At 67.2% G+C, this 25,208-nt stretch carries 22 protein-coding genes and 1 other RNA gene; 16 read left to right on the top strand and 7 right to left on the bottom strand.

Translation table 11 applies throughout. The features are described from left to right. Window positions 1–162: 162 nt before the first annotated feature. Window positions 163–708, bottom strand: a complete 546-nt coding sequence (locus tag G015_RS0112450; protein ID WP_018138970.1) for a glycine cleavage system protein R — start codon at window positions 706–708, stop codon at window positions 163–165. Window positions 709–860: 152 nt separating this feature from the next. Here G015_RS0112450 and G015_RS0112445 point away from each other — a divergent pair, with 152 nt between their 5' ends. Next, a complete protein-coding gene (locus G015_RS0112445) occupies window positions 861–3,500 on the top strand; it encodes a PEP/pyruvate-binding domain-containing protein (protein ID WP_020146839.1) in 2,640 nt (879 codons plus the stop codon). A gap of 26 nt (window positions 3,501–3,526) precedes the next feature. Here G015_RS0112445 and G015_RS0112440 read toward each other — a convergent pair whose 3' ends face one another. Both G015_RS0112440 and G015_RS0112435 read right to left on the bottom strand, forming a co-directional pair. Further along, window positions 3,527–4,294, bottom strand: a complete 768-nt coding sequence (locus tag G015_RS0112440; protein ID WP_018993177.1) for an SDR family oxidoreductase — start codon at window positions 4,292–4,294, stop codon at window positions 3,527–3,529. After that, window positions 4,287–5,108: a TatD family hydrolase gene (locus G015_RS0112435; RefSeq protein ID WP_020146838.1), complete on the bottom strand. Its 822-nt coding sequence runs from the start codon at window positions 5,106–5,108 to the stop codon at window positions 4,287–4,289. Before G015_RS0112435 ends, G015_RS0112440 begins: the two co-directional genes overlap by 8 nt. Window positions 5,109–5,430: 322 nt before the next feature. On the opposite strand from G015_RS0112435, the gene pepN reads away from it, so the two are divergent. The 6 genes from pepN to G015_RS0112405 all read left to right on the top strand — a co-directional run bounded on the left by pepN (window position 5,431) and on the right by G015_RS0112405 (window position 13,326). Continuing rightward, on the top strand, window positions 5,431–8,067 hold the full coding sequence (gene pepN, locus G015_RS0112430; protein WP_020146837.1) for an aminopeptidase N: 2,637 nt from the start codon (window positions 5,431–5,433) through the stop codon (window positions 8,065–8,067). 235 nt (window positions 8,068–8,302) lie between these two features. Beyond that, window positions 8,303–8,743: a hypothetical protein gene (locus tag G015_RS0112425; RefSeq protein ID WP_051089003.1), complete on the top strand. Its 441-nt coding sequence runs from the start codon at window positions 8,303–8,305 to the stop codon at window positions 8,741–8,743. Between the two features lie 144 nt (window positions 8,744–8,887). After that, window positions 8,888–10,531 carry a TolC family protein gene (locus tag G015_RS0112420; protein WP_028490928.1) on the top strand — a complete coding sequence of 548 codons (1,644 nt, stop codon included), beginning with the start codon at window positions 8,888–8,890 and terminating at the stop codon, window positions 10,529–10,531. Beyond that, entirely contained in the window at window positions 10,531–11,937 is a 1,407-nt protein-coding gene (locus G015_RS0112415; protein ID WP_018137984.1) for a multicopper oxidase family protein, read from the top strand. Before G015_RS0112420 ends, G015_RS0112415 begins: the two co-directional genes overlap by 1 nt. A gap of 108 nt (window positions 11,938–12,045) precedes the next feature. After that, window positions 12,046–12,414: a copper resistance CopC family protein gene (locus tag G015_RS0112410; RefSeq protein WP_020146835.1), complete on the top strand. Its 369-nt coding sequence runs from the start codon at window positions 12,046–12,048 to the stop codon at window positions 12,412–12,414. A gap of 3 nt (window positions 12,415–12,417) precedes the next feature. Continuing rightward, a complete protein-coding gene (locus G015_RS0112405; protein WP_020146834.1) occupies window positions 12,418–13,326 on the top strand; it encodes a copper resistance D family protein in 909 nt (302 codons plus the stop codon). A 43-nt stretch (window positions 13,327–13,369) separates the two neighbouring features. On the opposite strand, the gene G015_RS0112400 is transcribed toward G015_RS0112405, so the two are convergent. After that, on the bottom strand, window positions 13,370–14,488 hold the full coding sequence (locus G015_RS0112400; RefSeq protein ID WP_018993133.1) for a S1C family serine protease: 1,119 nt from the start codon (window positions 14,486–14,488) through the stop codon (window positions 13,370–13,372). Between the two features lie 67 nt (window positions 14,489–14,555). Between G015_RS0112400 and G015_RS0112395 the strand changes: the two genes are divergently transcribed. The 6 genes from G015_RS0112395 to G015_RS0112370 all read left to right on the top strand — a co-directional run bounded on the left by G015_RS0112395 (window position 14,556) and on the right by G015_RS0112370 (window position 19,554). Beyond that, the gene (locus tag G015_RS0112395; RefSeq protein ID WP_026278797.1) at window positions 14,556–15,305 is read left to right on the top strand and encodes a Nif3-like dinuclear metal center hexameric protein; all 750 of its coding nucleotides are present in this window, start codon (window positions 14,556–14,558) and stop codon (window positions 15,303–15,305) included. 331 nt (window positions 15,306–15,636) lie between these two features. Continuing rightward, entirely contained in the window at window positions 15,637–16,239 is a 603-nt protein-coding gene (petA, locus tag G015_RS0112390) for a ubiquinol-cytochrome c reductase iron-sulfur subunit (RefSeq protein ID WP_026182186.1), read from the top strand. Next, the gene (locus tag G015_RS0112385) at window positions 16,239–17,648 is read left to right on the top strand and encodes a cytochrome b N-terminal domain-containing protein (protein WP_018137990.1); all 1,410 of its coding nucleotides are present in this window, start codon (window positions 16,239–16,241) and stop codon (window positions 17,646–17,648) included. The genes petA and G015_RS0112385 overlap by 1 nt, the downstream gene beginning before the upstream one ends. Continuing rightward, window positions 17,648–18,391, top strand: a complete 744-nt coding sequence (locus G015_RS0112380; protein WP_018993169.1) for a cytochrome c1 — start codon at window positions 17,648–17,650, stop codon at window positions 18,389–18,391. Before G015_RS0112385 ends, G015_RS0112380 begins: the two co-directional genes overlap by 1 nt. A gap of 105 nt (window positions 18,392–18,496) precedes the next feature. Beyond that, window positions 18,497–19,123, top strand: a complete 627-nt coding sequence (locus tag G015_RS0112375; RefSeq protein ID WP_020146833.1) for a glutathione S-transferase N-terminal domain-containing protein — start codon at window positions 18,497–18,499, stop codon at window positions 19,121–19,123. Next, window positions 19,120–19,554, top strand: a complete 435-nt coding sequence (locus G015_RS0112370) for a ClpXP protease specificity-enhancing factor (protein ID WP_018137993.1) — start codon at window positions 19,120–19,122, stop codon at window positions 19,552–19,554. Before G015_RS0112375 ends, G015_RS0112370 begins: the two co-directional genes overlap by 4 nt. On the opposite strand, the gene G015_RS0112365 is transcribed toward G015_RS0112370, so the two are convergent. From G015_RS0112365 to G015_RS0112355, 3 genes are read right to left on the bottom strand one after another with little or no spacing between them, the layout of a single operon-like run. Beyond that, window positions 19,547–20,941 (bottom strand): FAD-binding oxidoreductase, encoded by a 1,395-nt coding sequence (locus tag G015_RS0112365; RefSeq protein WP_020146832.1) that lies wholly within the window; start codon window positions 20,939–20,941, stop codon window positions 19,547–19,549. The genes G015_RS0112370 and G015_RS0112365 overlap by 8 nt on opposite strands. Then, window positions 20,938–21,294, bottom strand: a complete 357-nt coding sequence (locus G015_RS0112360; protein WP_020146831.1) for a YraN family protein — start codon at window positions 21,292–21,294, stop codon at window positions 20,938–20,940. The genes G015_RS0112365 and G015_RS0112360 overlap by 4 nt, the downstream gene beginning before the upstream one ends. Before the next feature lie 3 nt (window positions 21,295–21,297). Further along, entirely contained in the window at window positions 21,298–23,163 is a 1,866-nt protein-coding gene (locus tag G015_RS0112355; RefSeq protein ID WP_020146830.1) for a penicillin-binding protein activator, read from the bottom strand. An 80-nt stretch (window positions 23,164–23,243) separates the two neighbouring features. On the opposite strand from G015_RS0112355, the gene rsmI reads away from it, so the two are divergent. The 3 genes from rsmI to mraZ all read left to right on the top strand — a co-directional run bounded on the left by rsmI (window position 23,244) and on the right by mraZ (window position 25,208). Further along, window positions 23,244–24,080, top strand: a complete 837-nt coding sequence (gene rsmI / locus G015_RS0112350) for a 16S rRNA (cytidine(1402)-2'-O)-methyltransferase (protein ID WP_018174849.1) — start codon at window positions 23,244–23,246, stop codon at window positions 24,078–24,080. 48 nt (window positions 24,081–24,128) lie between these two features. Beyond that, window positions 24,129–24,475: RNase P RNA component class A (rnpB, locus tag G015_RS13785), an RNA gene on the top strand. 292 nt (window positions 24,476–24,767) lie between these two features. Beyond that, complete coding sequence (mraZ, locus tag G015_RS0112345) at window positions 24,768–25,208, top strand: division/cell wall cluster transcriptional repressor MraZ (RefSeq protein ID WP_018137998.1); 441 nt, start codon at window positions 24,768–24,770, stop codon at window positions 25,206–25,208.

The following is a 25,208-nucleotide window of genomic DNA, read 5'->3' as shown; positions in this document are numbered from 1 at the left end:
CTTTACGCCATTGGCGTACAGACCGGATGAAGAAGCGTCGTAGGATGTGATGAGCGAAGCGAATCGCATCGGGGGATGCACCGAGCGGGGAAGTGGTGCGTTTCGCTGCGCTCAACGGCAGCCTGTGGGTGCAGGATGTTGCCTACCCGCGTCGGGAGGCGGTCAGGCTACGGCCTCGGGCGGTTCCTGCAGCGGGTCGTGGAGTTCGAGGTCGACCATCAGCTCGTTGGCCAGGGCCTCCAGGTCATCCTGCAGGGTGTGCAGGTCCAGGTCCTCGGGAACGCCCAGGCGGGCCATCGCGCGGAACATCGGCTCGCCGGTCATCGAGCCCGGCTCGCAGGCGGTCTCCAGCGTCTCGACACTCACGCCGTGGTGCGAGAGCACGGCGGTAATGTCCTGCACGATTCCCGGTCGGTCGTGCCCGATCAGGTCCAGCACCACCGGATGCCGCGCCGCCGGCGGCAGTTCGCTGCCCCGCTGGATATGCACCTGCAGCCCGTCGCCTTCGAGCCCGCGCAGCGCGGCCTCCAGCGCGTCGGCGTTCTCGGTATCCACCTCCAGCAGTACCACCCCGGCAAACTGCCCGGCCAGATGTGCCATCCGACTCTCCAGCCAGTTGCCGCCCGCCGCACGTGCCCGGGCCGCTACCGCGCTGACCAGTCCCGGGTGGTCCGGTCCGATGAGCGTAAGAATCAAAGATGTCTTCATGGTCGATCTCCTGTTGCCGCTGGGGCAGGACAGTCCATGGTAAGCCAAGTGACGCCTGTTGGGTGTACTCGCGGTGCCGGGTGGGTGTGCCGAGCGTTGAGCACCTGCGGGGCAGGGGGTACTGTGGGGCGCCCAGACCGCACGGGCGCTTGATGGCCACCGATCGGCAACCTCAGCACGAGGCAGTCTCTACCGGGCTGGACGGCCTGGATCGGGTGCTCGACGGACTGCGGATCGGCGACAACGTGGTCTGGCGGGTCGATGACATCGCGGACTACCGCCGCTTTGTCCGGCCGTTCGTGGCCGCCGCCCGCGCCCAGGACCGTTCCATCATCTATCTGCGCTTTGGCGCGCATGCGCCGCTGGTGGAGCCGGGCCCGGGCATCGAAGTGGTCGCCATCGACGCGTTACGCGGCTTCGAGCCGTTTACCCGCCATGTGTTCCGCCTGATCACCGAGCATGGTCGCGGCGCCTTTTATCTGTGCGACTGCCTCTCCGACCTGCTGGAGGCCTGGGCCACCGACCACATGGTGGGCAACTTCTTCCGCGCCATCTGCCCCTATCTGTACGAGATGGATACGGTGGCCTGGTTCGCGCTGCATCCGCACAGCCATTCGCACACCACGCTGTCGCGCATCCGCGAGACCACGCAGGTGCTGATCGACGTGCGCCGCGCCGGCGAGGCGGTGCATGTGCAGCCGGTGAAGGTGTGGCAGCGCAGCTCGCCGACGATGTTCCTGCCGCACTGTCAGCACGGTACGCAGTTCGTGCCGGTGGTGGACAGCAGCGAGGCCACGCGGCTGCAGGCGTTGCTGGAGGAGCAGCGCCCCGGGCAGCCGCACGGCCGGCAGCTACTGGACTACTGGGACCGCCTGTTCCTCGCCGCCTCCGATGCGCTGGCGGAGGGGGCGCCGGCGGCCGACCGTGCCCGGGTGCAGGACGAGATCCTGCGGGTGCTGATCGGCCGCGACGAGCGCCTGCTGGAACTGGCGCGGCGTCACCTCGGGCTGGAGGAACTGCTGGTGGTCCGCAGCCACATGGTCGGCAGCGGCTACATCGGCGGCAAGGCTGCGGGCATGCTGCTGGCGCGGCGCATGCTGCTCGCGCAGGACCCGCAGCGCTGGAGGCGGGCGCTGGAGCCCCACGACTCGCACTTCATCGGGGCGGACGTGTACTACGCCTATCTGGTGCACAACGGCTGGTGGCCGCGGCTGATGCGCCAGCGCACCGCGGAGGGTTACTTCGACGAGGCGCGCAGCCTGCGCCGGGACATGCTGCACGGCGAGATCCCGCCGGAGGTGCGCCGCGAGCTGGAGCGGGTGCTCGACCACTACGGGCAGTACCCGATCCTGGTGCGTTCCAGCAGCCTCCTGGAAGACGGCTTCGGCAACGCCTTTGCCGGCAAGTACGAGAGCGTGTTCTGCGTAAACCAGGGCAGTCCCGGCGAGCGTCTGGCGCAGCTGGAGGACGCCATCCGCCGGGTCTATGCCTCGACCATGAGCGACGACGCGTTGAGCTACCGCCAGCAGCGTGGCCTGATGGATCAGGAAGAACCCATGGCGCTGCTGCTGCAGCGGGTCAACGGTCGCTACCACGGGCACTACTACCTTCCGGACGCCGCCGGGGTCGGGGTCTCGTGGAATACCTTCGTCTGGGACGGCGCGCTGGATCCGTCCGCCGGGATGCTGCGCCTGGTGCTGGGTCTGGGCACCCGCGCGGTGGACCGGGTCGCGCGCGACCATGCCTGCGTGGTGGCACTGGACCAGCCCGAACGGCGGCCGTTTCGCAGCCCGGAGGAGGCGTACCGCTATTCGCAGCACGCCGCCGACGTCCTCGACATCCAGGCCAACCGCGAGGCCGTCGTCCCCATCCAGGAACTGGCCGAGGCCGCGCCGGACCTGCCCCTGAACCTGCTCGGCGAGGTCGACCGTGAGGCCCGCCGCCGCGCCCGCGAACAGGGGCGCGAGGAGCGCTTGTGGCGGGTGACCTTCACCCCGCTGCTGCAGCGCACCGGCTTCGCCCCGCTGATGCGCGACCTGCTCAAGACCCTGGAGGCCGCCTACGCCCACCCGGTGGACGTCGAGTTCACTGTGCACCTCGACGCCGAAGGCAACGCCGGCGTGAACCTGGTGCAGTGCCGGCCGCTCGCCACCCTGGGCAGCGACCGGCCGGTGGAACTGCCCGGGAAGGTCGACCCGCAGCGGCTGCTGTTCTCCAGCCAGGGCCGCTTTATGGGCGGCAATCTGGACCTTGCCATCGACCGCGTCATCCGCGTGGACGGCGCACGCTACGCCGAGCTGCCCCGCCCGCAGAAATACGCCGTCGCCCGCCTGGTGGGCGCCCTCAACCGCCAGTATGCCACCCCTGGTGACTGCACCACGCTCCTGATCGGCCCCGGCCGCTGGGGCACCAGCACCCCCGAACTGGGCGTGCCCGTGCGCTTCGCCGATATTGACCGCGTGCGCATACTGGTGGAGGTGGCCGACCCCGATGCCGGCATCGTCCCCGACCTCTCGTTCGGCAGCCACTTCTTCCAGGACCTGGTGGAGGCGCGGATCGCCTACGCCGCGCTGTTCCCCGCCGAGGCGGACTGCGAGTACCACCCCGCCTGGCTCGACCGGCACCCCGCGCACACGCCCGAGGTCGACATCGGGGACCCTGTGGACCCCGCGGTACTCGCAACCGTGCAGGTCCATGACACCCGCGACGCCGCCCTGCGGGTGGTCGCCGACGTGGTGCAGCAGCGCCTCGTCTGCTTCCGGGCCGGCTCGACTTTGACGGGTACGGGGTGACGGATCTGTTCCGTCGCCGGAACGAGTCAGTCGGCGTAGATCATGCGGCGGGTCATGCCGCCGTCGGCGGTCCAGATCTGGCCGGTGACGAAGCCGGCGTCGGGGCCGAGCAGAAAGGCGGTGAGGGCGGCGATGTCGCCGGGCTGGCCGACGCGCCCGGCCGGATGCTGGGTGTGGTCCTGTGCGGACAGCGGCTCGGCCTGTTGCTGCTCGGGACTGCGGGTGTCGATCCAGCCGGGGCGGATGGCGTTGACGCGGACCCCCGGGCCGGCGCTGATCGCCAGGGCGTGGGTGAAGGCGTCCAGTCCGCCCTTGCTCGCGGCGTAGGCCTCGGTGTCCGGTTCTGACTGCAGGGCGCGGGTGGAGCTGATGTTGACGATGGCGCCCCGGCGGCGGTGCAGCAGCGGCAGAGCATGCTTGGCGAGCAGGAAGGCGCCGGTGAGGTTGGTGTCCAGCCAGCGCTTCCAGTCGGCGAGTTCCAGCTCTTCCAGTGGTCCGGAGTGCGGGTCGCTGATGCCGGCGTTGTTCACCAGGGCATCCAGGCCGCCGTGCCATTCTTCCGTGCGTCGCACCGCCTCGCGGACCTGTTCCTCGTCGCGGACATCCAGCGTGATGGCCCGGGCGGTGGGGCCCAGCCGCGTGGCGGCCCGTTCGCATTCGGGGCCGTCGATATCGGCCAGCACGACCTGCCAGCCATCCCGCACCAGGCGCTTGGTAATGCCGAGGCCGATCCCGAGCGCCGCGCCGGTGACCAGCGCGACGCGTTGCGACCCGCTGTCCGGGGGTTCAGGCACCGGCGGTTTCGGGCAGGTTGTAGAAGGCGGTGGCGGTGGCGGTCGTGTGGGCGGCGAGGTCTTCCGGGGTCTCGTCGCGCAGGTGGGCCACGTATTCGCCGATGTGGGGGAGGAAGGCGGGTTCGTTGCGCCGGCCGTTGCCGATCTTCTTGCCGCTGCCCTTCGGCAGGGTGCGTGGCAGGAGGTAGGGCGCGTCGGTCTCGATCATCAGGCGGCCGCGCGGGATGCGCGGCACCAGCGGGTGCAGGTGGGTGCCGCGGCGTTCGTCGCAGACCCAGCCGGTGATGCCGATGTGGCAGTCGAGGTCGAGGTATTCCGCCAGGGCATCGGCCTCGCCGGTAAAGCAGTGCACCACAGCGGCCGGCAGCTTGTCGCGCCAGCGCCGCAGGGTCTGGGCGAAGTCGTGGTGGGCGTCGCGCTCGTGCAGGAATACCGGCAGGCCGAGGTCGGCGGCCAGCTCCAGCTGGGCCTCGAAGGCGATGCGCTGCTGCGGGCGCGGCGAGTGGTCGCGGTTGTAGTCCAGCCCCATCTCGCCCATGGCGACGACGTTGGCGTCCGCGCGTGCGAGGTCACTGAACCGCGCGGCGATCGCGTCGGTCCACTGCTTTGCCAGGTGCGGATGCACGCCCAGCGTGGCGCGGCAGCAGTCCGGGTACTGGTCGGCGATCTCCAGGCACTTTTCGCTCTGGTGGGCGTCGGCGCCGGTGATCAGCATCCAGGACACGCCGGCCTCTCGGGCGCGTTCGAGGACCTCGTCGCGTTCCTTGTTGAAGGATTCGTGGGTGAGGTTGAAGCAGATATCGATCCATTCCATGCGCGGTATGCTAACGGATTGTTGTTGTGGTGCCAGTTTCCGGCGCTGGTCGGGGTACAAGTCGGGGTTCGGTCGAGAGATTGCCGCGTCGCCTTCGGCTCCTCGCAATGACGGGAAGAGACGGTGTCATCGCGAGGAGCGCAGCGACGTGGCGATCTCTGTGAGGAACCCCGGTGGTTGGGCCGAGAAACGTGGGGGGTGATGGATGGAGGTTGCCGCGGCGCCTGCGGCGCCTCGCAATGACGTTGCCTTTGTCGGGGTTTAGCGTTCGTGCTTGCCGGGCGTGATACGTGTGGAAAGCGAGTGATGACTGGAGTTTGGAATGCGTGATGCGAGTCCCCAGGCGGTTTATCTGAGCGATTACCAGCCGCCGGCGTTTGTGGTGGAGAGCCTGGAGCTGGACTTCGACCTGGCGGCGGCGACCACCGAGGTGACCACGCGCATGGCGGTGCGGCGCAATCCGCAGGCGGCGGAGCCGAACGGAGCGCTGCGGCTGTACGGCGATGGCGTGGAGCTGGCGTCGTTGACCGTGGATGGTGCGGAGCCAGGCGAGGGCATGCTCGAGAAGGATGGCGATGGCCTGCTGCTGCACGGCCTGCCGGAGGCGGCACGGCTGGAGATCGTCAGCCGCTGTCACCCGGAGCAGAACACCGCGCTGGAAGGCCTGTACGCCTCCAGCGGCAATCTATGCACCCAGTGCGAGCCGGAGGGTTTTCGCCGCATCACCTTCTTCCCCGACCGCCCGGATGTGCTGACCACCTACCGCGTGCGCCTGGAGGCGGACCGGGCGCAGTACCCGGTGCTGCTGGCCAACGGCAACCGCGTGGAGGCCGGCGAGCTGGACGGCGGGCGCCACTACGCGGTGTGGGAGGATCCGTTCCCCAAGCCGTCGTACCTGTTCGCACTGGTCGCCGGGGATCTGGCCTGCCAGCGCGACACCTTCACCACCATGTCCGGGCGCGAGGTGGCGCTGGAGCTTTATGTGGAGGAGCACAACGCCGATCGCTGCGATCACGCGCTGGCCTCGCTGAAGCGGGCGATGCGCTATGACGAGGAGGCCTTCGGCCGCGAATACGATCTGGACGTGTACATGATCGTCGCGGTGGACGACTTCAACATGGGGGCGATGGAGAACAAGGGGCTGAACCTGTTCAACGCCAAGTACGTGCTGGCCAGCCCCGACACCGCCACCGACAGCGACTTTGTCGCCATCGAGTCGGTGATCGCCCACGAGTATTTCCACAACTGGTCCGGCAACCGCGTGACCTGCCGCGACTGGTTCCAGCTGTCGCTGAAGGAGGGGCTTACGGTCTTCCGCGACCAGGAGTTCACCACCGACTGCACTCTGTTTGGCGTCAAGCGCATCGACGATGTCGCCATGCTGCGCGCCTTCCAGTTCCCGGAGGACGCCGGACCGCTGGCACACCCGGTGCGCCCGGACCACTACGCCGAGATCAACAACTTCTACACCCTGACCGTTTACGAGAAGGGCGCGGAGCTGATCCGCATGCTGCGCACCCTGATCGGGCGCGAGACCTTCCGCCGCGGGCTGGACCTCTACTTCGAGCGCTTCGACGGCCAGGCCGTGACGACGGACGACTTTGTGGCGGTGATGGCCGAGGCCAGCGGTCGCGATCTCTCCCGCTTCAAGCGCTGGTACACCCAGGCCGGCACGCCGCATGTGACCGCGAGTACCGCCTTTGACGGCCCCGGTGGTCCCGCCCGCATCACGCTCGCGCAGGAGACCCCGCCAACGCCCGGGCAGGACCACAAGGATCCGCTCGTGATCCCGGTGCGCATGGCCTTTCTCGATGCCCAGGGGCGGCGGATCCAGGCCCTCCGCGAGGGCGACGCCGCCGAGTGCGACGAATGGGTTCTGGAGCTGGATGCCGCCGAGCACACCTTCTGCTTCGAGAATCTGTCTGCCGAGCCGGTCGCGATCTCCTGGCTGCGCGGCTTTTCCGCCCCGGTGATCCTGAACGCCAATCAGGGCGTGGACGAACTGGCTCACCTGCTGGCGCACGACGACGACGCCTTCGCCCGCTGGGAGGCGGCGCAGACCCTGTTCCGCCGCGCAATCCGTGCGCGCATCGAGGATGACGCCGCCGACTCCGCGCTGGAGGCCGCCATCGAGCACGCCCTGCATGCCCTGATCGAGGCCCCGGCGATCGAGCCGGTGCTGCTGGCGACCATCCTGCAGCTGCCGCCCACGCGCGAGCTGGCCGAGCTGTTCGAGCGCGTCGACCCGGTGCGCCTGCGCATGGAGCGCGACGACCTGGAGAAGCGCCTCTATGCCCCGCTGGCGGGTGCGATGCAGCAGATCCAGCCGAAGCTGGACGATGTGGACAACGGCGCCTTCACCGCCGAGGCGATGGGCCGGCGCCAGCTGCGCAACCGCCTGCTGGCGCTGCGCGTGGCGGCCGGCGACCAGGCTGCGGTGCCCGAGGCCCTGGCGCAGTACCAGAAGGCGCGCAGCATGACCATGCGCATGGGCGCGCTGAATGCGGTGAACGAGCTCGATCACGAGGCCCGCCAGGTGCTGCTGACGGACTTCGAACAGCGCTACCGCGACGACCCGCTGGTGCTGGACAAGTACTTCGGGCTGCAGGCCGGCAGTCAGGTCCCGGGCGGCTTCGAGCGCCTGGACGCGCTGCTGGAGCACCCGGGGTTCCGCTGGACCAACCCGAACCGGGTGCGCGCGGTATTGGGGCCTTTCATGGCGCGCAACGAACGCCACTTCCACCAGGAGGACGGCGCGGGCTACCGCCGCATGGGCGGCTTCGTCGAGAAGCTGGATGCGATGAACCCGCAGACCGCCGCGCGCCTGGCCCAGCCGCTGACCCGCTGGCAGAAGGTGGACAGCGCCCGCGGCGAACAGATGCGCGCGGAACTCGAGCGCCTCGCCGCGCTCGAACTGTCGCGCGACCTGCGTGACGTGATCGAACGCGCGCTCGCGTAGGAGGCCAGCCCCCTGGCCGATGGGGCGACGGGAATGTGTGTGGGAGCGGGCTTGCCCGCGAAGCCCCTGCCAAAGCGCGGATGCGGGCAGGGGCATTCGCGTGCAGGCACGCTCCCACACGGGTGCGCTGATGTGTGCGGGCTGTGGTAGCGTAACGGCGGGTTATCGGGGTGATGCCCCTTGAGATGAGGGTTTGGCCGACGTGAAACGGGTCTTCTACCGACTGCTGTGCTGGATGCTGGTGCTGGCGATCGCCGGCCTGCCGGCGCTTGCGGCCGTCGCGAGCGAGGGCGCCGGTCACGCCGGGCATGCGATGCACGGGGCCCAGTCGAAGGGTGACCAGCCTGCGGATCACGCGGCCCATGAGCACTCACATGATCACTCGCACGGCGACGACCATGATCACCATGCGCAGGACGGTCATGCCGATACCCGGCATGGCGGTGACCACGCCCATGAAGCATCCGATTCCTCTGACGCCAGCGGGGTGAACGTGCACGCGGATTGCGTGGACGCGGCCTGTCTGGCGAGTTGCTCGGCCTGCAGCCACTGCCAGGGCATGCCGTCCATCACCGGGATGCACCTGCTGACCCCGGTCACGCAGGCCATGAGCCTGTATTCCTTCCAGAGCGGTCCGCCTGCGGCCGCGTTGTACCGACCCCCCATCCTCTCCTGATCTGACTTCCGGCCCGAGCGCCGGGGCTGTCCGCACGTCCGGGTTCCACTCGGCACTGGCGGACGGCAAGGCCGTGTCGCGCGTTCGCGCGGGATGCGGAGTCGAAGTCCGATCAAGGAGATTTTCACGATGCGAGCAACCCGATTGCTGCTCCCCGTCGTTTCGGTGCTGTTCCTCGCCGGTTGCGCGGTCACCGCGCCCGAGCTGGACCGCTCCGAGCTGGAGGAGGACATCTCGGTGCAGGGGATCGACCTGCCCGAGTCGGAGATGCCCCGCCCCTCCGGCGAGCTGACGCTCGAGGAGGCCATTCATCAGGCCCTGTGGCGCAACCCGCGCATGCAGCAGGCCTACGCCAAGCTGGATCTGACGGCCGCCGACGTGGTCGAGGCCGCCCAGTTTTCCAATCCCACCCTGTCGCTGTCGGTGATGCGCCCCGAGGGCGGTGGCGGCAACGAGACGGGGGTTGGCCTGGCCTGGGGTATTTCCGGCCTGCTGATGCGCAGTGCCCGTCAGGACATTGCCGAATCCCACTGGGAGTCCACCCGTCTGCAGCTGGCCGAAGGCATGGTGGCCCTGGCCTCGGACACCGAGCGTGCCTGGTATGACGCGGTGGCCGCGCGCCAGCGGGCTCAGGTACAGGCGCTGGAGACCCGTGCCGCGGATCTCGGCTCGCTGCTGGGCGAGCGCTTCTATGACGCCGGCAATATCCCCGACCTGAAGCGGGCACAGCTGCGCATCCGTGCGGCCGAGGCCCGGCTGAAGCTCGAGGATGCGCGGCAGCGCGAGCGCGAGACCCGTCTGCGCCTGGCCCACCTGATGGGGCTGCCCGGCCAGGTGGATGGCTGGGAGGTGCCCGGCAAGCTGCCACTGCCGCTGGCCGGTGTGGAGGATCGCGATGCCCTGGTCGAGCAGGCGCTGGAGCAGCGTCTGGACCTGCGGGCCCTGGACCATGCCCTGGAGGGGCTCACCGAGGGGGTGGCCCTGGTGCGGCGCTATCGCTGGCTGGGTGACATCGAGCCCGGTATCGAGTTCGAGCGCGAGACGGACGGCACCCGCCTGTGGGGCGGTGGCATCTCCTTCACCCTGCCGATCTTCAACCAGAACCAGGCCGGCATCGCCCGGGCCGAGGCGCGGTTGGAGGACGGCGAGGCCCGGAAGGCCAAACTGGAGCAGGCGGTGACCGCCGACGTCCACCAGCACTTCGTGCGGCTGGCTCATAACCGGGACAAGTTCAGCACCAAGCGCTACGAACTGCTCCCGGCCCGCGAGATCGAGCTGGAGCGTATGCAGGAACGGGTGAACTTCATGTTCGACGATGTGTTCGACCTGCTGGTGACCAAGCAGGAAGAGCTGGCCGACTGGCAGCGGGCCGTGGCCGCGCTGGGTGACTACTGGCGGGCCCGGGTGGATCTGGCCTTTACGGTGGCCGGCGAGCTGCCGGGCGGGGCGCCGGGTGACGAGGGCTATCTCGAAACCGACGCGCTCGAGCATGACCCGTCCGAGATGGATCACGACCATCATGACCACGGTGACCACGGTGACCACGGTGACCACGGTGACCACGGTGACCACGGTGACCACGGGGATCACGGGGATCACGGGGATCACGGGGATCACGGGGATCACGGGGATCACGGGGATCACGGGGATCACGGGGATCACGGGGATCACGGGGATCACGGGGATCACGGGGATCACGGGGATCACGGAGATCACGGAGATCACGGAGATCATGACCATGGCGATCACGGTGACCACGGCGACGACGGTCACGGAGGGCATCACTGATGAAACGGCGTAACTTCCTGCTGGCCGCCGGCGCGGCAATGCTGCCGGCAACCACCCTGACCCGGGTGATGGCCGAAACGGGTCACGAGCACCACAACGAGGGCGATGCCACGCCCGGCGAACGCACCGAACAGGGCTACATGCCGGTGCATACGCCGAACGGCTGGACCCTGCCGTACGAAATGAACAACGGCGTGAAGGAGTTCCATCTGGTCGCCGAGGAGATCGAGCACGAGTTCGCACCCGGTTCGGTGGCCAAGTGCTGGGGCTACAACGGCACCACCCCGGGGCCGACCATCGAGGCGGTGGAGGGCGACAAGGTCCGCATCTACGTGACCAACCGCCTGCCGGAATACACCTCGGTGCACTGGCACGGCATCCATCTGCCCTCGGGCATGGACGGGGTGAAGGGCGTGACCCAGCCGCCGATCCATCCGGGGGAGACCTTCGTCTACGAGTTCGAGCTGAACCAGCACGGCACGCACATGTACCACCCGCATGCCGACGAAATGGTGCAGATGGCGATGGGGATGATGGGGATGTTCATCATCCACCCGAAGGACGGCGAGATCGAACCGGTGGATCGTGACTACGCGATCCTGCTGCACAACTGGGGCCTGCATCCCGGTACCCGCACGCCCGATCCGTCGATCATGGTGGACTTCGATCTGTGGTCGATGAACTCCAAGGTCTTCCCGGCTATCGACTCGCTGGTGGCGAAGACCGGCGAGCGCGTGCGCATCCGCATGGGCAACCTGTCGATGTGGAACCACCCGATGCATGTGCACGGGGTGTCGTTCGAGGTGACCGGCTCCGATGGCGGGCGCTGGCCGCGCGAGCAGTGGCGCAAGGAGACCACCGAGATCGTGGCGGTCGGCCAGACCCGCGATATCGAGTTCACGGCACCGCCGGGGGACTGGGCCTTCCACTGCCACATGACGCATCACACCATGAATCCGATGGGGCATGGCATCGCCAACACCCTGGGCGTGGACCAGTCCGGTCTCGAGGAGGAGATCCGCACGTTGCTGCCGGGCTACATGGCCATGGGCGAGCACGGCATGGCGGATCACCAGGACCACACCGATGGCGGCCATATGCGCGGGCCGGAGAACACCCTGGCGATGGGCATGGGCCAGGGACCGTTCGGCAACATCGGCATGGGCGGCATGTTCACCCTGATCAAGGTGCGCGACGACCTGGAGCCCGGGGATTTCCGTGATCCGGGCTGGTACTGGCACCCGGACGGGGAGGTCGCCCGCCGTGTGAGCAGCGACCCCGACTTCGGTAGTCCGGTGCGCCGCGGCAAGGTCGCGGGTGCGGATTCCGACGGGCTCCCGACCCCCAGTCGCGATGCCCATGGCGGGCATGGAGGACACAACGGCCACGGAGGCCATAACCACTGAGTTTCCACCGGTGCGGGCACCGGGACCGCCGCAAGGCGGGCCCCGGTGGCCTGCGGCCGGCGGACTCTAAGACGACACGACTGCACTTAACAAAGAGGACACTCAATCATGATGACGATTCGTACCCGTAATACCCTGCGTTCCGCCCTTGCGGCCCTGCTGCTGGCTGTCGCCGCTCCCCTGCTGGCCCACGAGGGCGAGATGGGACACGTGCCGGAGGACGGCTCTACGGTGCAGGGCACCCCGGAGGAGATCGGGATTCACTTCGATGGCGCGATGCGCGTTACCCAGTTCGACGTGATCGGCCCGCGTGGCCGGGTCTCCCTGGAAGACCAGCCCGGCAATGACCCGACCGAGGAATACCATGTGCGCCCGGCCGGCGACCTGGAACCGGGTCGTTACGAGGTGCGCTGGCGCGGCCTGGCTCGTGACGGCCACATGATGTCCGGGACCTTCCGCTTTACGGTGGAGGACTGAGCCGTGGCCTGGCTGTCTGCGCTTGCCGGTGTGGATGCCTGGACGGTCGCCATGATCCTGGTGGCGGCCGGCTTCTATGCCGGTGCCTTGCTGGCGGCCGGGGCGGTGCTGTTTCGCCTGGCGTTTCCGGATCTGCCCGATCCGGAACGTCGGGCGGCCAGCCGCACGGGGGCGATCGCGGCCTGGGCCGCGATCGTGCTGGCCGTGATCGAGTGGCCGCTGCAGGCCGGGTATCTCGGCGGTGGCAATGGTGCCGCCGCAGTCGATCCGATGCTGCTCGGCATGGTATTCGAGGGCGCGCAGGGGACTCAGCTAATCCTCGCCGTGAGTGGCTTGCTACTGGTGCAGGCGATCTTGCTGGATGCCCGGCGTCTGCCGGGGCTCGGGCATGGCTTGAGTCTCGGAGGCGTGTTGCTGGTCATGCTCGCCTTCGTCCAGGTCGGGCACACGGTCGACGAACCCCGCTGGTTGCTCGGCGGGCTGCTGGTGCTTCACCTGCTGGCGGCTGCATTCTGGATTGGTTCGTTATGGCCCCTGTATCGCCTGGCGGGACACCCACCTGGCGGAGCGGATGCCGTACGCATCCTGGATCGCTTCGGTCGGGTGGCGGCGTTCGGGGTTGGCCTGCTGGTGCTCGCGGGCGTTGTTCTGGCTGCGCTTCTGCTCGGCGGGGTCACGCCACTGCTCACTACCGGCTACGGGCAGTTCCTGATCGGCAAGGTGCTGATTGTGGCCCTGCTCCTGCTGCTGGCGGCGTCCAACAAGTGGCGCCTGGTGCCCGCCTTCGAGCGGGGCGAGCCCCGGGCCCCGCAGCGCCTCCGGCGCAGTATCGCGATGGAGATCGGACTGGTGGGGCTGGTGTTGCTGGTCACGGCCATACTGACCACGGTCAGTTCCCCGGCCAACGGGTAGAGAAAGGGGCACCTCCCGGACATCCGGGAGGTGCCATTGGGTATCAGATCGGGCGCTGGGCGACAGTGGCCTCGAGCTCGACTTCCTCGCCGTCGCGCAGGAGTTTGATCGTCAGTTCGGCGCCTGGATCGGTCCGTGCAATGACATTCAGGGCCTCGCGCGGGCTGTTGACCGCGTCGTCATTGAGGTGGGTGATTACGTCGCCGATCTCGATGCCGGCCTCCTGGGCGGGGCCGTCACGCAGGATGCCGGCGACCAGGACCCCGCGTGGGGCATCCAGCCCGAAGGAGTCGGCCAGTTCGCGGTTCATCGCCTGGACTTCGATCCCCAGCCAGCCGCGGGAGACATAGCCTTGTTCGATGATCTCGGTCATTACGTCGCGGGCGAGGTCCACCGGGATCGCGAAGCCAATGCCATGGGACCCCCCGGAGCGCGAGAAGATCGCGGTATTGATGCCGATTACCTCGCCCTTGGCATTGATCAGTGCGCCACCGGAGTTGCCGGGGTTGATCGCCGCGTCGGTCTGAATGAAGTCCTCGAAGGTGTTGATCCCGAGCTGGTTGCGCCCGGTGGCGGAGACGATCCCCTGGGTCACGGTCTGCCCGACACCGAAGGGGTTGCCGATCGCGAGCACGACGTCACCGACCCGCAGCTCGCGGGAGTGGCCAACCGTGGCCACGGCCACGTCGTCGGTGCGGATGCGCAGGACGGCGAGGTCGGTATCGGGGTCGATGCCGATAATCTCGGCCGGATGGGCGTCGCCATTGGGCAGGACCACAGCGATCGCGTCGGCCTCCTCGATCACGTGGTGGTTGGTCAGGATATGGCCCCGATCGGTCATGATTACGCCGGAACCCAGGCTGGCCTGCTCGGTGTCGCCCGGGGGCACGGGCTGGCCAAAGAACTCGTGCAGGTCGAGGATGCCGGGGGTGTCGAGCACGCGCGAGGTCATGATGTTGACCACGGCCGGCGCGGCCCGCTCGACCCCGTCGGCGTAGCTGAGCGCGGCACTGCTGGTCGTGGAGAGCGGGGCGGCGACTTGCAGCTCCGCCTGCTCGCCCCGGTCGCGGTCAAGCACATGCGGAAAGAACACGGCGACGACCACGGCGATCGCCACGCCGGTCAGGGCCGCTTGCAGCAGGAAACGCGAGAAATTCACCATATAGTGAATATACCGAAATGGGATGGGCTGCACAGCCGCCGATCCCGGTCCAGCCGGAGAACCGATCGTGATCGAACGTGACGTATTAATGCAGGCCCTGAACGAGGAGCTTCAGCCGGAGCGCTTTCGCGACTATTGTCCGAACGGGTTGCAGGTAGAGGGGCGGGCCGAGGTGCGCCGCATCGTCAGCGGGGTGACGGCATCGCTGGCGCTGGTCGAGGCCGCGATCGAGGACGGGGCCGACACGATCCTGGTGCATCACGGCTATTTCTGGAAGGGCGAGCCAGAGGTGGTCACTGGCATGAAGCGTGAACGCCTGCGCCGGCTGCTGGAGCACGAGATCAATCTGGTGGCCTACCACCTGCCGCTGGATGCGCATCCGGAGCTGGGCAACAACACCCAACTGGCCAATCGCCTCGGATTCGCGATCGAGGGGGTGCTGCGCGAGGACGGCGTGGGCCAGTACGGTCGTTCTGCCGCCGAGGTGTCGGGGGCGGACCTGCGCGACCACATCTCCGCCGTGCTGGGGCGCGAGTGTCTGTGGGTGCCGGGCGGCGAGCGGCCGATTCGGCGCGTTGCCTGGTGCACTGGCGGGGCGCAGTCATTACTGATGGAGGCGGCGGCGCAGGGTGTGGATGCCTATATCAGTGGCGAGATTTCCGAGCAGACCACTCACGAGGCGCGCGAGAGCGGGGTGCACTACTTCGCCGCGGGGCATCATGCGACCGAGCGCTACGGGGCGCCTGCCCTGGGGGAATGGTGCGCCGAACGTTTCGGTCTGGAGCACCGGTTCATCGACATCGACAACCCTGCCTGACCGGCGCCCCGGCGAGCGCACATTCGCGGGGCAATCTGCTCTTGCCGGGGGCGCTGAAATCCCGCCTTTATCATGAATAACTTATGATCGATTGGGCGCGTCTGGCGACGCCGTCCGCCCGGTCTTAAGGCGTTCACCTACTTGACCTTATTAGCGTGTTCGGGAATTCTATCGGATTTTACTGGCCGCCCCGCGGTGGCCTGCCCGTTCGCCCGTGAGCGCGCCCAGGGCGGCGCGCTCACGGGGCAGTCTGCGGGCATCTCCGCACCCTCGTCCGCGTATCGAGTGGCTGCCGAGACACGATTTCAACACGTTGTTTGGAGAGACAAACATGGCAAACCAAGGCGTAAATCGAGGCCGTCGCCGGTTCCTCGTCGCCGCGACGACAGTCGTCGGCGGTGCCGGTGTCGCAGCGGTCGCGACCCCGTTCCTGGCGTCCTTGCAGCCCAGCGCTCGCGCTCAGGCAGCAGGGGCTCCGGTCGAGTTCGACGTGACCGAGGTCGAGGCCGGCCAGCGCGTCAGCATCGAGTGGCGTGGACAGCCGATCTGGATCGTGCGGCGTACCGACGAAATGCTGGATGGTTTGTCCCAGGTGACCGATCGCCTGCGCGATCCGGATTCCGAGAACGAGGCCCAGCAGCCGGAATACGCGCAGAACGAGCATCGCTCGATCAAGCCGGAAATCCTGGTGCTGATCGGGATCTGCACTCACCTCGGGTGCTCGCCGTCGTTCCGTCCGGAGATCGGCGATCCCGGCATGGGCTCCGACTGGCAGGGCGGCTGGCTGTGCGGTTGCCACGGTTCCCGCTTCGACATGGCCGGCCGCGTCTATCGCAACATGCCGGCGGTCGACAACCTCGAGGTGCCGCCGCACCACTACATCACGGACAACCTGCTGCTCGTGGGTGAAGATGAAGACGGAGGAGCTGTCTGATGGCCGGTAATCCCGCGGAAAAGTGGCAGGGTGGGCTGCTGGGTTGGGTTGACGCCCGCTTCCCCCTGTCCCAGATGTGGAACGAACATCTGGCTCAGTATTACACGCCGAAGAACTTCAACTTCTGGTATTTCTTCGGCTCCCTCGCCCTGCTGGTGCTGGTCATTCAGATCGTCTCCGGCATCTTCCTGACCATGTTCTACAAGCCTGATGCCGAGCTGGCCTTTGCGTCGGTCGAGTACATCATGCGCGACGTGGAATGGGGCTGGCTGATCCGCTACATGCACTCCACAGGCGCCTCGATGTTCTTCGTGGTGGTCTATCTGCACATGTTCCGGGCGCTCATGTACGGCTCCTACAAGAAGCCGCGCGAGCTGATCTGGATCTTCGGTGTGCTGATCTATCTGGTGCTGATGGCCGAAGCCTTCGCCGGCTACCTGCTGCCGTGGGGTCAGATGTCCTACTGGGGCGCGCAGGTGATCGTGAACCTGTTCCAGACCATCCCGTACATCGGGCCGGATCTGGTGACCTGGATTCGTGGTGACTTCCTGCTGTCCGATGCCACGCTGACGCGCTTCTTCGCGCTGCATGTGATTGCCCTGCCGCTGGTGCTGATCCTGCTGGTGGCCGCGCACATCATCGCGCTGCACGAAGTGGGTTCGAACAACCCCGATGGCGTCGAGATCAAGAAGAACAAGGACGAGAACGGCATCCCGAAGGATGGCATCCCGTTCCACCCGTACTACACCGTCAAGGACATCGTCGGCGTCGGCGTCTTCCTGATGGTGTTCGCCGTCATCATGTTCTTCTTCCCGATGGGCGGCGGTCTGTTCCTGAAGCCGGACAACATGATCCCGGCCGACCCGCTGGTTACACCCGAGCTGATTCCGCCGGTCTGGTACTTCACCTCGATGTACTCGGTGCTGCGTTCCGTGCCGGATCCGTTCCTCGGCGTGGTGGCCATGGGTGCCGCGGTGATGATGCTGTTCTTTATCCCCTGGCTGGACCGCAACCCGGTTCTGTCGATGCGCTATCGCTCGTTCGCAGCCAAGTTCAACCTGGCGGCGTTCGTGGTGGCTTTCGTGATCCTGGGCTGGCTGGGTCTGCAGCAGGCGACCACGATGATCAGCGAAATGAGCTTCCGCTGGTCGCTTGTGTACTTCGCGTTCTTCTTCCTGCTGTGGTTCCTCAGTCGGGAGCGCTCCGCGGCGGCCAGTCTGATTCTGTTCGCGGTGGTCGTGGGTATCTACACCCTCTACGACATCACGCGCTTCGATCCGAGTGACGCTAGCCTGATTATGTGGTCCTGGCTGATCCCGACCGTGCATCTGTTTGTCTGCATGGTGGTCCCGGTGTTTGCCCGGGGTCTGGGTCGTGATCGTGCCGTTCCGGAAAGGGTGACTTCGTAATGAAAACGTTTATCGCAACGACTGTTATGGCCCTGGCGGCCCTGTTCACCGTGCCGGCGGCCTCGGCTGCAAGCGCCAGCGGTGATCTGCAAAAAGCCAATGTGGACGTGACCAACCAGGCGTCGCTGCAACGCGGCGCCCGGCTGTACATGAACTACTGCATGGCCTGTCATTCCACCCAGTACATGCGTTACAACCGTGTGGGTCGCGACATCGGTCTGACCGAAGAGCAGGTCACCGAGAACTTCATCTTCATCACCGATGAGGATGGCGACCTGGTGAACCCGGGCTCGCTGATGAAGAACGCGATGTCCGACTCCTATGCCGACGAGGCCTTTGGTGTGACGCCGCCGGATCTGACCCTGGCGACCCGCATTCATGGCGAAGACTGGGTGTACACCTTCCTCAAGAGCTTCTACATCGACGAGGACCGCCCGCTGGGTGCCAACAACACGGTGTTCAGCAACGTCGGCATGCCGCATGTGCTGTGGGAGCTGCAGGGCTGGCAGGAGCTGGTCGAGGACGATGACGGAAACGAGCGGCTGGAGCTTGTACGCAATGGCTCGATGAGCCAGAGCGAGTACGATCGCGCAGTGCGTGACCTGGTCACCTACCTTTCGTACATGGGCGAACCGATGCAGCTCGACCGTCAGCGCATTGGCCTGTACGTCCTGATCTTCCTGGCCGTGTTTACCGTGCTGGCCTACTTCTTGAAAAAGGAGTACTGGAAAGACGTACACTAGGCGGCCTGAACCGTCGCTGGCGGGCGCTCACGGATGAGCGCCCGCCGGTGTTATTGACCGTCTGCCCGGCGCGGCGTGCCGCACGACCGGGGTAGGGAGAAAGTTATGGCGCTGGTCGCCAATCGTCGTTCCGTAATGACTCTGTTTTCTGCTCACGACTGCGTGCGCTGCCATCGCGTGCGTATCATCCTCGCCGAGAAGGACATCGCGGTGGATGTCGTCAACCTCGGGCCGGACGAGCTTCCCGAGGATCTCTCCGATCTCAACCCCTACAACGAGGTGCCGACCCTGGTGGATCGGGACCTGGCGCTGTACGGGACTCATGTGATCACCGAGTACCTGGACGAGCGTTTCCCGCATCCGCCGCTGATGCCGGTGGACCCGGTCTCCCGTGCGGCCGCGCGGCTGGCGCTTTATCGCGTCGAGCGCGACTGGTACGAGGGGTTGGATGCGGTGAAGAAGGCGTCCGGGGGCGGGCTGACCAAGGCGCGCAAGATCCTGCGCGAGAGCCTGATGAACTCGGCCGAGATCTTCGAGCTGAAGCCGTACTTCCTGAGTGACGAGTTCAGCATCGTGGATTGCGCGATCGCTCCGGTCATGTGGCGTCTGCCGTCACTGGGGATCGATCTCGATTCTCTGCCGGCTGCGATTCAGGAATACGCGGATCGCGTCTGCAAGCGGGAATCCTTCCAGATCAGTCTCACCGAGGCCGAGCGCGAGCTGAGGCTGTGACCTCTTCGCGTCCCTATCTGCTCCGGGCTTTGTGGGAGTGGATCACGGATAACGGCTTTACGCCGCACATCCTGGTCGACGCCACGGTGGAGGGTGCGCTAGTGCCCGATGCCTTTGTCGAGCAGGGCAAGATCACGCTCAACATTGGCCCGTCTGCGGTGCAGGCGCTGAATATCGGGGACGAGGCGGTCGCCTTTTCCGCGCGTTTTGCCGGCAGCCCGATGGACGTCTACGTGCCCACGCAGGCGGTGCTCGCCGTCTATGCGCGCGAGAACGGGCAGGGGATGATGTTCGGCAGCGAGCCGGGACCAGGGCCGGAAGATGGCCCGGGCGGCGACGGACCAGACGACTCGGGTCCCGCGGGTTCGGATCAGGACGGGGACAAGCCGGCCGCCAAGCGCAAGGGTCCCGCCCTGAAGGTCGTCAAGTAAGCCCAGTGATGTCCGGCCCCGGCGCCTTGCCGGGGTTCAGGATGTTGTCGGGATCAAAGCTCTGTTTGATCCCGGCCATCAGGTTCAGCGCCACGGGATCGATCTCCCGGCCCACAAAGGCGCGTTTCACTAGCCCGATCCCGTGTTCGCCGGACAAGGTGCCACCGAGGCCCAGCACCAGGGTGAAGACCTCGTCCAGGCAGCGTTCGGCGGCGGCGAGCTCCTGCGGGTCGTCCGGGTTCACCAACAGATTCACGTGGATGTTGCCGTTACCGGCGTGACCAAAGTTCACGATCTTGATCGCGTGCGCCTGGGCGAGCCGGTCGAGGCCCGCGATTAGGTCGGGGATGCGCGAGACGGGTACGACCACATCCTCGTTGATCTTCTTCGGCGCGACGGTGCGCAGCGCCGGCGAGAGGGCCTTGCGCACGGCCCACAAGGCCTGGGCCTCTTCCGGGGTGTCCGCGCTGATGGTCTGCAGGCAACCCTCGCCATCGGCGGCGCCGCGGACGCCGCGCGTCGTCGCGTCGATCCCGGCCGCGGTGCCGTCCGTCTCGATCATCAGGATAGCCCCGGCGTCGCGGGGCAGTGGGCAGTCGGGGGCATAGTCACGAATCATTGCGATCGCCGAATGGTCCATGAACTCCAGGGCCGACGGGACCTCCGCGCGGCCCATCAGTCGCGACACGGCGGCGGCCGCGTCGCCCACGGTCCGATAAATGGCCTGAATCAGGCGCGTCGCCTCGGGTTTCGGTGTGAGGCGCAGCGTGGCTTCGGTGATCACGGCGAGGGTCCCTTCGGACCCGATGAGCAGCCGGGTGAGGTCATACCCGACGACGCCCTTGGTCGTGTGCACGCCCGTACGGAAGGCCTCGCCGGTGCCCGCGACCGCCGCAAGCCCGAGGGTGTTGTCCCGCGGCGTGCCGTACTTCACCGCATGGGGGCCTGCCGAGTTGTAGGCCAGGTTGCCGCCGAGCGTGCAGTAGGCGCTGCTCGTGGGGTCCGGGGGCCAGAAAAACCCGAGGGCGCCTGCCGCTTCCTGCACCTCGCCGTTGGTCACTCCGGGTTCCGCGATCAGCCAGCGGTTCGCCGGGTCGACCTCCAGGATCCGGTTCATGCGCTCGAACGACAGGACCAGTCCGCCATGATCAGGGACCGCCGCTCCTGTGGTGCCGGTGCCGCGTCCGCGGCAGGTCACAGGCGCCCCGAGGCGTCGGCAAAGTCGGACGAGTTCAGCGACCGTCTCGGCGTCGCGGGCGAAGGCGACGGCATCCGGCGGCGTGTGCAGCTTGGAGTTGTCCGCACCATAGGCCCAGCAATCGGCCGGGTCCAGCAGGCGGTCTTCGGCGGGAAGGAGTTGCTCGATTTCGCGTGCCAGCGGTGTCATGACGGGTCCCCCTGAATCGCGTCGGGCAGCCATTCAATCGTGTCGTCGCCGTCCAGCAGCACGACATCGAAGCGCACGGGGCCTTGCCAGCGGCTCTCCTGCAGGTAGCCCTCGGCCGCCCGCAGCAGGCGTTTGCGCTTGCCGGAATCGATACTCTCGGCGCTGCCGCCAAAGCCGCGGTGGCTACGCTTGCGCACCTCGACCAGTACCAGCGTGTCGCCCTCGCGTGCGACCAGGTCCAGCTCGCCCCAGGGGCGGCGCACGTTGCGCGCCACCAGGGTGAGGCCTTGCCCGGTCAGGTAGTGCGCCGCACGGTCCTCGGCGGCCTGGCCGGTCACGCCCGGGCGGAGCATCGGTCAGCTGCCTTCGCTGGTGGACCCCAGCTGGCGTGGTGCGCCGCTCTCGAAGCGCGCCCAGACCGGCTCGCGCACCCAGTCCCCGCTGATCGGGTTCAGTGACCAGGTGCCGGCCCCGCCGACGATTTGATGGTGGCTGGCCTCGCGTACCGCGCGATCATGCAGGCTCAGCCGCATCGCATCCATGCCCAGCGCGACGAAGCGCGGGAGCTCGTCAGTCGCCCCTTCGGCCATTTCGCCGTTCAGCGGCTCGATGGTCGTAAACAGGTAGGGCGCGTCCGGGAAGACGATGCCGTTGAGATCGCGGTCGCGATTGGCATCCGGCTGTCCGGCGTAGATATGAGGCGTTGCCATGATCGGGAGTTGACGCGCGCCGTGGAAGTGCAGGTAGGGCACGAGCTGGCGCATCTGGCGCGAGGTTCCGGTCACGAACAGGTGATCGGCATCACCCCGAACCTGGGGGTCGCCTTCCAAGTTTAGCCCGGTACGGCGGGCGACGTCGCGAATGCGCGCCTCGCTCTGCTCAATCCCGAGCGCATTGCCCACGCGGGCATTGATGTCCTCGGCGTCCGGCCGCAGGCGCACGATATCGCGCGGCCGCAGGCCGTGGTCGGCGAGCGCATCCTGGTAGGCCTCGGCAATGCGGTCGCCGAACTCGCCCTCGGGCAGGATGACCAGCGGGTTGCGCCAGCCCGTACGTACCGCGCGATCCACCACGGCGTAGGCGTCCTCTTCCGGGTTCAGCGCCAGCGTGCCGAAGGCCCCGTTGCCGTCGAGCTGTGTGCGGTTGAGCAGCAGCGTCGGGCGAGTCTCTTCGCTCGCAGCCACTGCGCGTACCGCATCGCGGTTGAGCGGCCCGATGATGCGGTTTACGCCGTCTTCGACGCCGCGCCTGTAGAGGTCTGCTGCCGTGTCAGGGTCGCCGCGTGTGTCGCGCACCACCAGGCGGCCGTGGCCCCCGGTCTCCGCGTAGTAGGCGCGCGTGATGCCGTCGAGGATTGCATTGCCGAGCTGGGCGAGATCACCGGACAGCGGCAGGAGGACCAGGATCGTTTCCGGCGCCTCGGGCTGGAGCGGGTGACTTGCGACCAGTTCCGGGAGCAGGCTGTTGGCCGGGTGCGACGGATAGCGCTCGCGCCACTGGCCAGCCACGCGGCGGGCGTCTTCTTCCGAATTGACACTGCGCAGTCCGCTGAACAGCCGCACCCAGGGCTCGGCATCCGGGTGTTCGCCCGCCGCCAGGCGGTCACGCTGTGCGGGTCGAAGCGCCGAGAGCAGGCCCCAGATGCGTTCCTGGTTAACGGTCTGGTCATCGGGCTCCAGCAGGAGCAGCCCATCCAGGCGCAAACGGGCGTCCAGCGCCTGATACCATTCACGCTCATGCTCCAGCAGGCGTGCATGCAGGGCCAGACCCTCGCGGTAAACCTCGGGCGTACGGGTCTCGTCGTCCGGGTCATCGGCGCCGAGTCGCTCGCGCGCAGTCTCCCATTCGCCACGGGTGGCCGCCAGGCGGCCGCCACGCACACGGTCCGCCAGCGGTTCCCGGTGCTGGGCATCCAGGTCGCGCCACAGCGCGTCCGCGCGGTCGACCAGGTCGCCGTCGGGGTCGTCCAGGCTCAGGACCGCGTCGATCGCCGCGCGCACGTTGTCCGGCTGCGGGTCCGCCCAGGCCTCGCTGATCAGGATCGGCGCCTGCTGCTCGGCCGGCAGGTCAACGACCTCGGGTCGTTCCTCCTCCGGGTCCGGGGCGGGGGTTGGGTCCGGGCGCGGGGTCGCGCAGCCGGCGAGGATTGCGCCGGCGAGCAGGCTCAGGGCCAGACGGCCCCGGTAGCGCCCCCCGGCGGCTAGAGAGAGGTATAGGTTCACGATAGCGAGATGCTCAGCGTATTGGGGAGTCAGTATTGAAAGCGCATCAAGTTGTGTCAACGAATTGCGGCACGTTATGGGTGGTTGCCACCCCGATCGGCAATCTGGCCGATCTCAGCCCCCGTGCCCGTGACGTGCTGGCGCGCGTTTCGCGTATCGCTGCGGAGGATACGCGACACAGCGGCGGGCTGCTGGCGCATTTGGGGGTGCAGACCCCGCTGGTCAGTCTCCATGAGCATAACGAGCGCGACCGGATCCCCTCTTTATTGTCTGCGCTGGAGGCGGGCGACGATCTCGCGTTGATCTCGGATGCCGGTACGCCGCTGGTATCCGATCCCGGCTACCGGCTGGTACGAGCGGCCACGGAGGCGGGGCTGCCGGTGCGCGCGGTGCCCGGCGCCAGCGCCCCGCTCGCGGCGCTGGCCGTCGCCGGCCTGCCGTCCGATCGTTTCTGCTTCGAGGGTTTCCTGCCGCATGCTGGTGGGGCCCGCCGTCGCCGCCTGGAGACCTTGCTGGCCCAGCCGGTGACCACAATCCTGTTTGAGTCCTCGCATCGCGTACGCGCCGCTGCCGACGACCTGGCCGCACTGGAGCCGGAGCGGCTGGTGTTCCTGGGGCGCGAACTGACCAAGCAGTTCGAGGAACACTATAGAGGAGCCGCTGGCGGGCTCCCGACCTGGCTCGATGCCGATGCCAATCGGCTGCGGGGTGAGTTCGTTCTGATCCTCGCGCCGGCGCCGCAGGCGGCCGACCCGGAGTCCGAGGATGCCCCGCTGGCTGACGAATATGAGCGCCTGCTGGGGGCCTTGCTGGGGGAGCTCCCCTTGAAACGCGCGGTGCGGGTCCTTGCCGATGCCACCGGACTGCCGCGCAACCGTGTCTATGCCCGGGCCCTGCGGCTGAAGGACGAGGGTTGATGGGGTTTTTCCTTGCGTTGTTGCAGGTGCGGGCGTAAAAGGAGCGCGGGAGCTGGCCTGGCAGTCGCTGTATCCACTGGATGCGGAGGAAAGTCCGGGCTCCACAGGGCAGGACGCCAGGTAACGCCTGGGCGGCGCGAGCCGACGGAAAGTGCCGCAGAAAATATACCGCCGATGGCCTTCGGGCACAGGTAAGGTTGAAATGGTGCGGTAAGAGCGCACCGCACGGCTGGTAACAGTCCGTGGCAGGGTAAACCCCGTCCGGAGCAAGGCCAAATAGGGGTGCATGGTGTGGCCCGCATCGCACCCGGGTAGGCTGCTCGAGGCGTCCGGTGACGGACGTCCCAGATGAATGACTGTCCACGACAGAACCCGGCTTACGGCCGGCTCCCACTTTTTCCCACCTTTGCGGCCCCATCCGTGGGTCCGTGTCTCGCCGTGTCGGCGGTCCTTGCCGAAAAATAGTGAAGTAGTTTCTTAAGTGTGGCCCTCAAGACGCGGCTTTTGGGGTCTTATTTTCTGGCTGCACCGTCGCTGGGCAGGTGTTCGCTAAGTCTCTGTGATTCAACGCTTATTTTTGGTTTTTTCGGGTCAATTTTCTTGACTCCTGGAGATAGCCGTACCTATAGTGTCGAAAAGTGGGAAAAGGTGGGGAAAGGTGGGTGACCACCGCAACCGGTACCGGCCATGTTTCGAGGCGTAAGCCAACTCAATCTGGATGCCAAGGGTCGCTTGGCCATGCCCGCGCGCTATCGCGATACGCTGGCGGCATCCTGTGGCGGCCAGCTGGTGATTACCGTAGATCCCGACCGTTGCCTGCTCCTGTACCCGTTCCCCGAGTGGGAGCGCATCGAGCAAAGTCTGATGTCCCGCCCCAACATGAATCCGAAGGTCCGCAACCTGCAGCGCCTCCTGGTCGGCCATGCGACCGAGTGCGAGCTGGACGGTAGCGGCCGTCTCCTGCTGCCGACGCCGCTGCGCCAGTACGCCAGCCTCGACAAGCGCGCGGTGCTGCTGGGGCAGGGCAACAAGTTCGAGATCTGGGATGCCGATTCCTGGGATGCCCGTTGCGAGCAGGCGCTGGGGGGTGACGTGGATGACGACGCGCTCGAGTCCATTGCGTTGTGA

Source organism: Thioalkalivibrio sp. ALJ15 (assembly GCF_000383695.1).
GTDB lineage: Bacteria > Pseudomonadota > Gammaproteobacteria > Ectothiorhodospirales > Ectothiorhodospiraceae > Thioalkalivibrio.
This window is presented reverse-complemented; position numbering and strand designations above follow the sequence as displayed.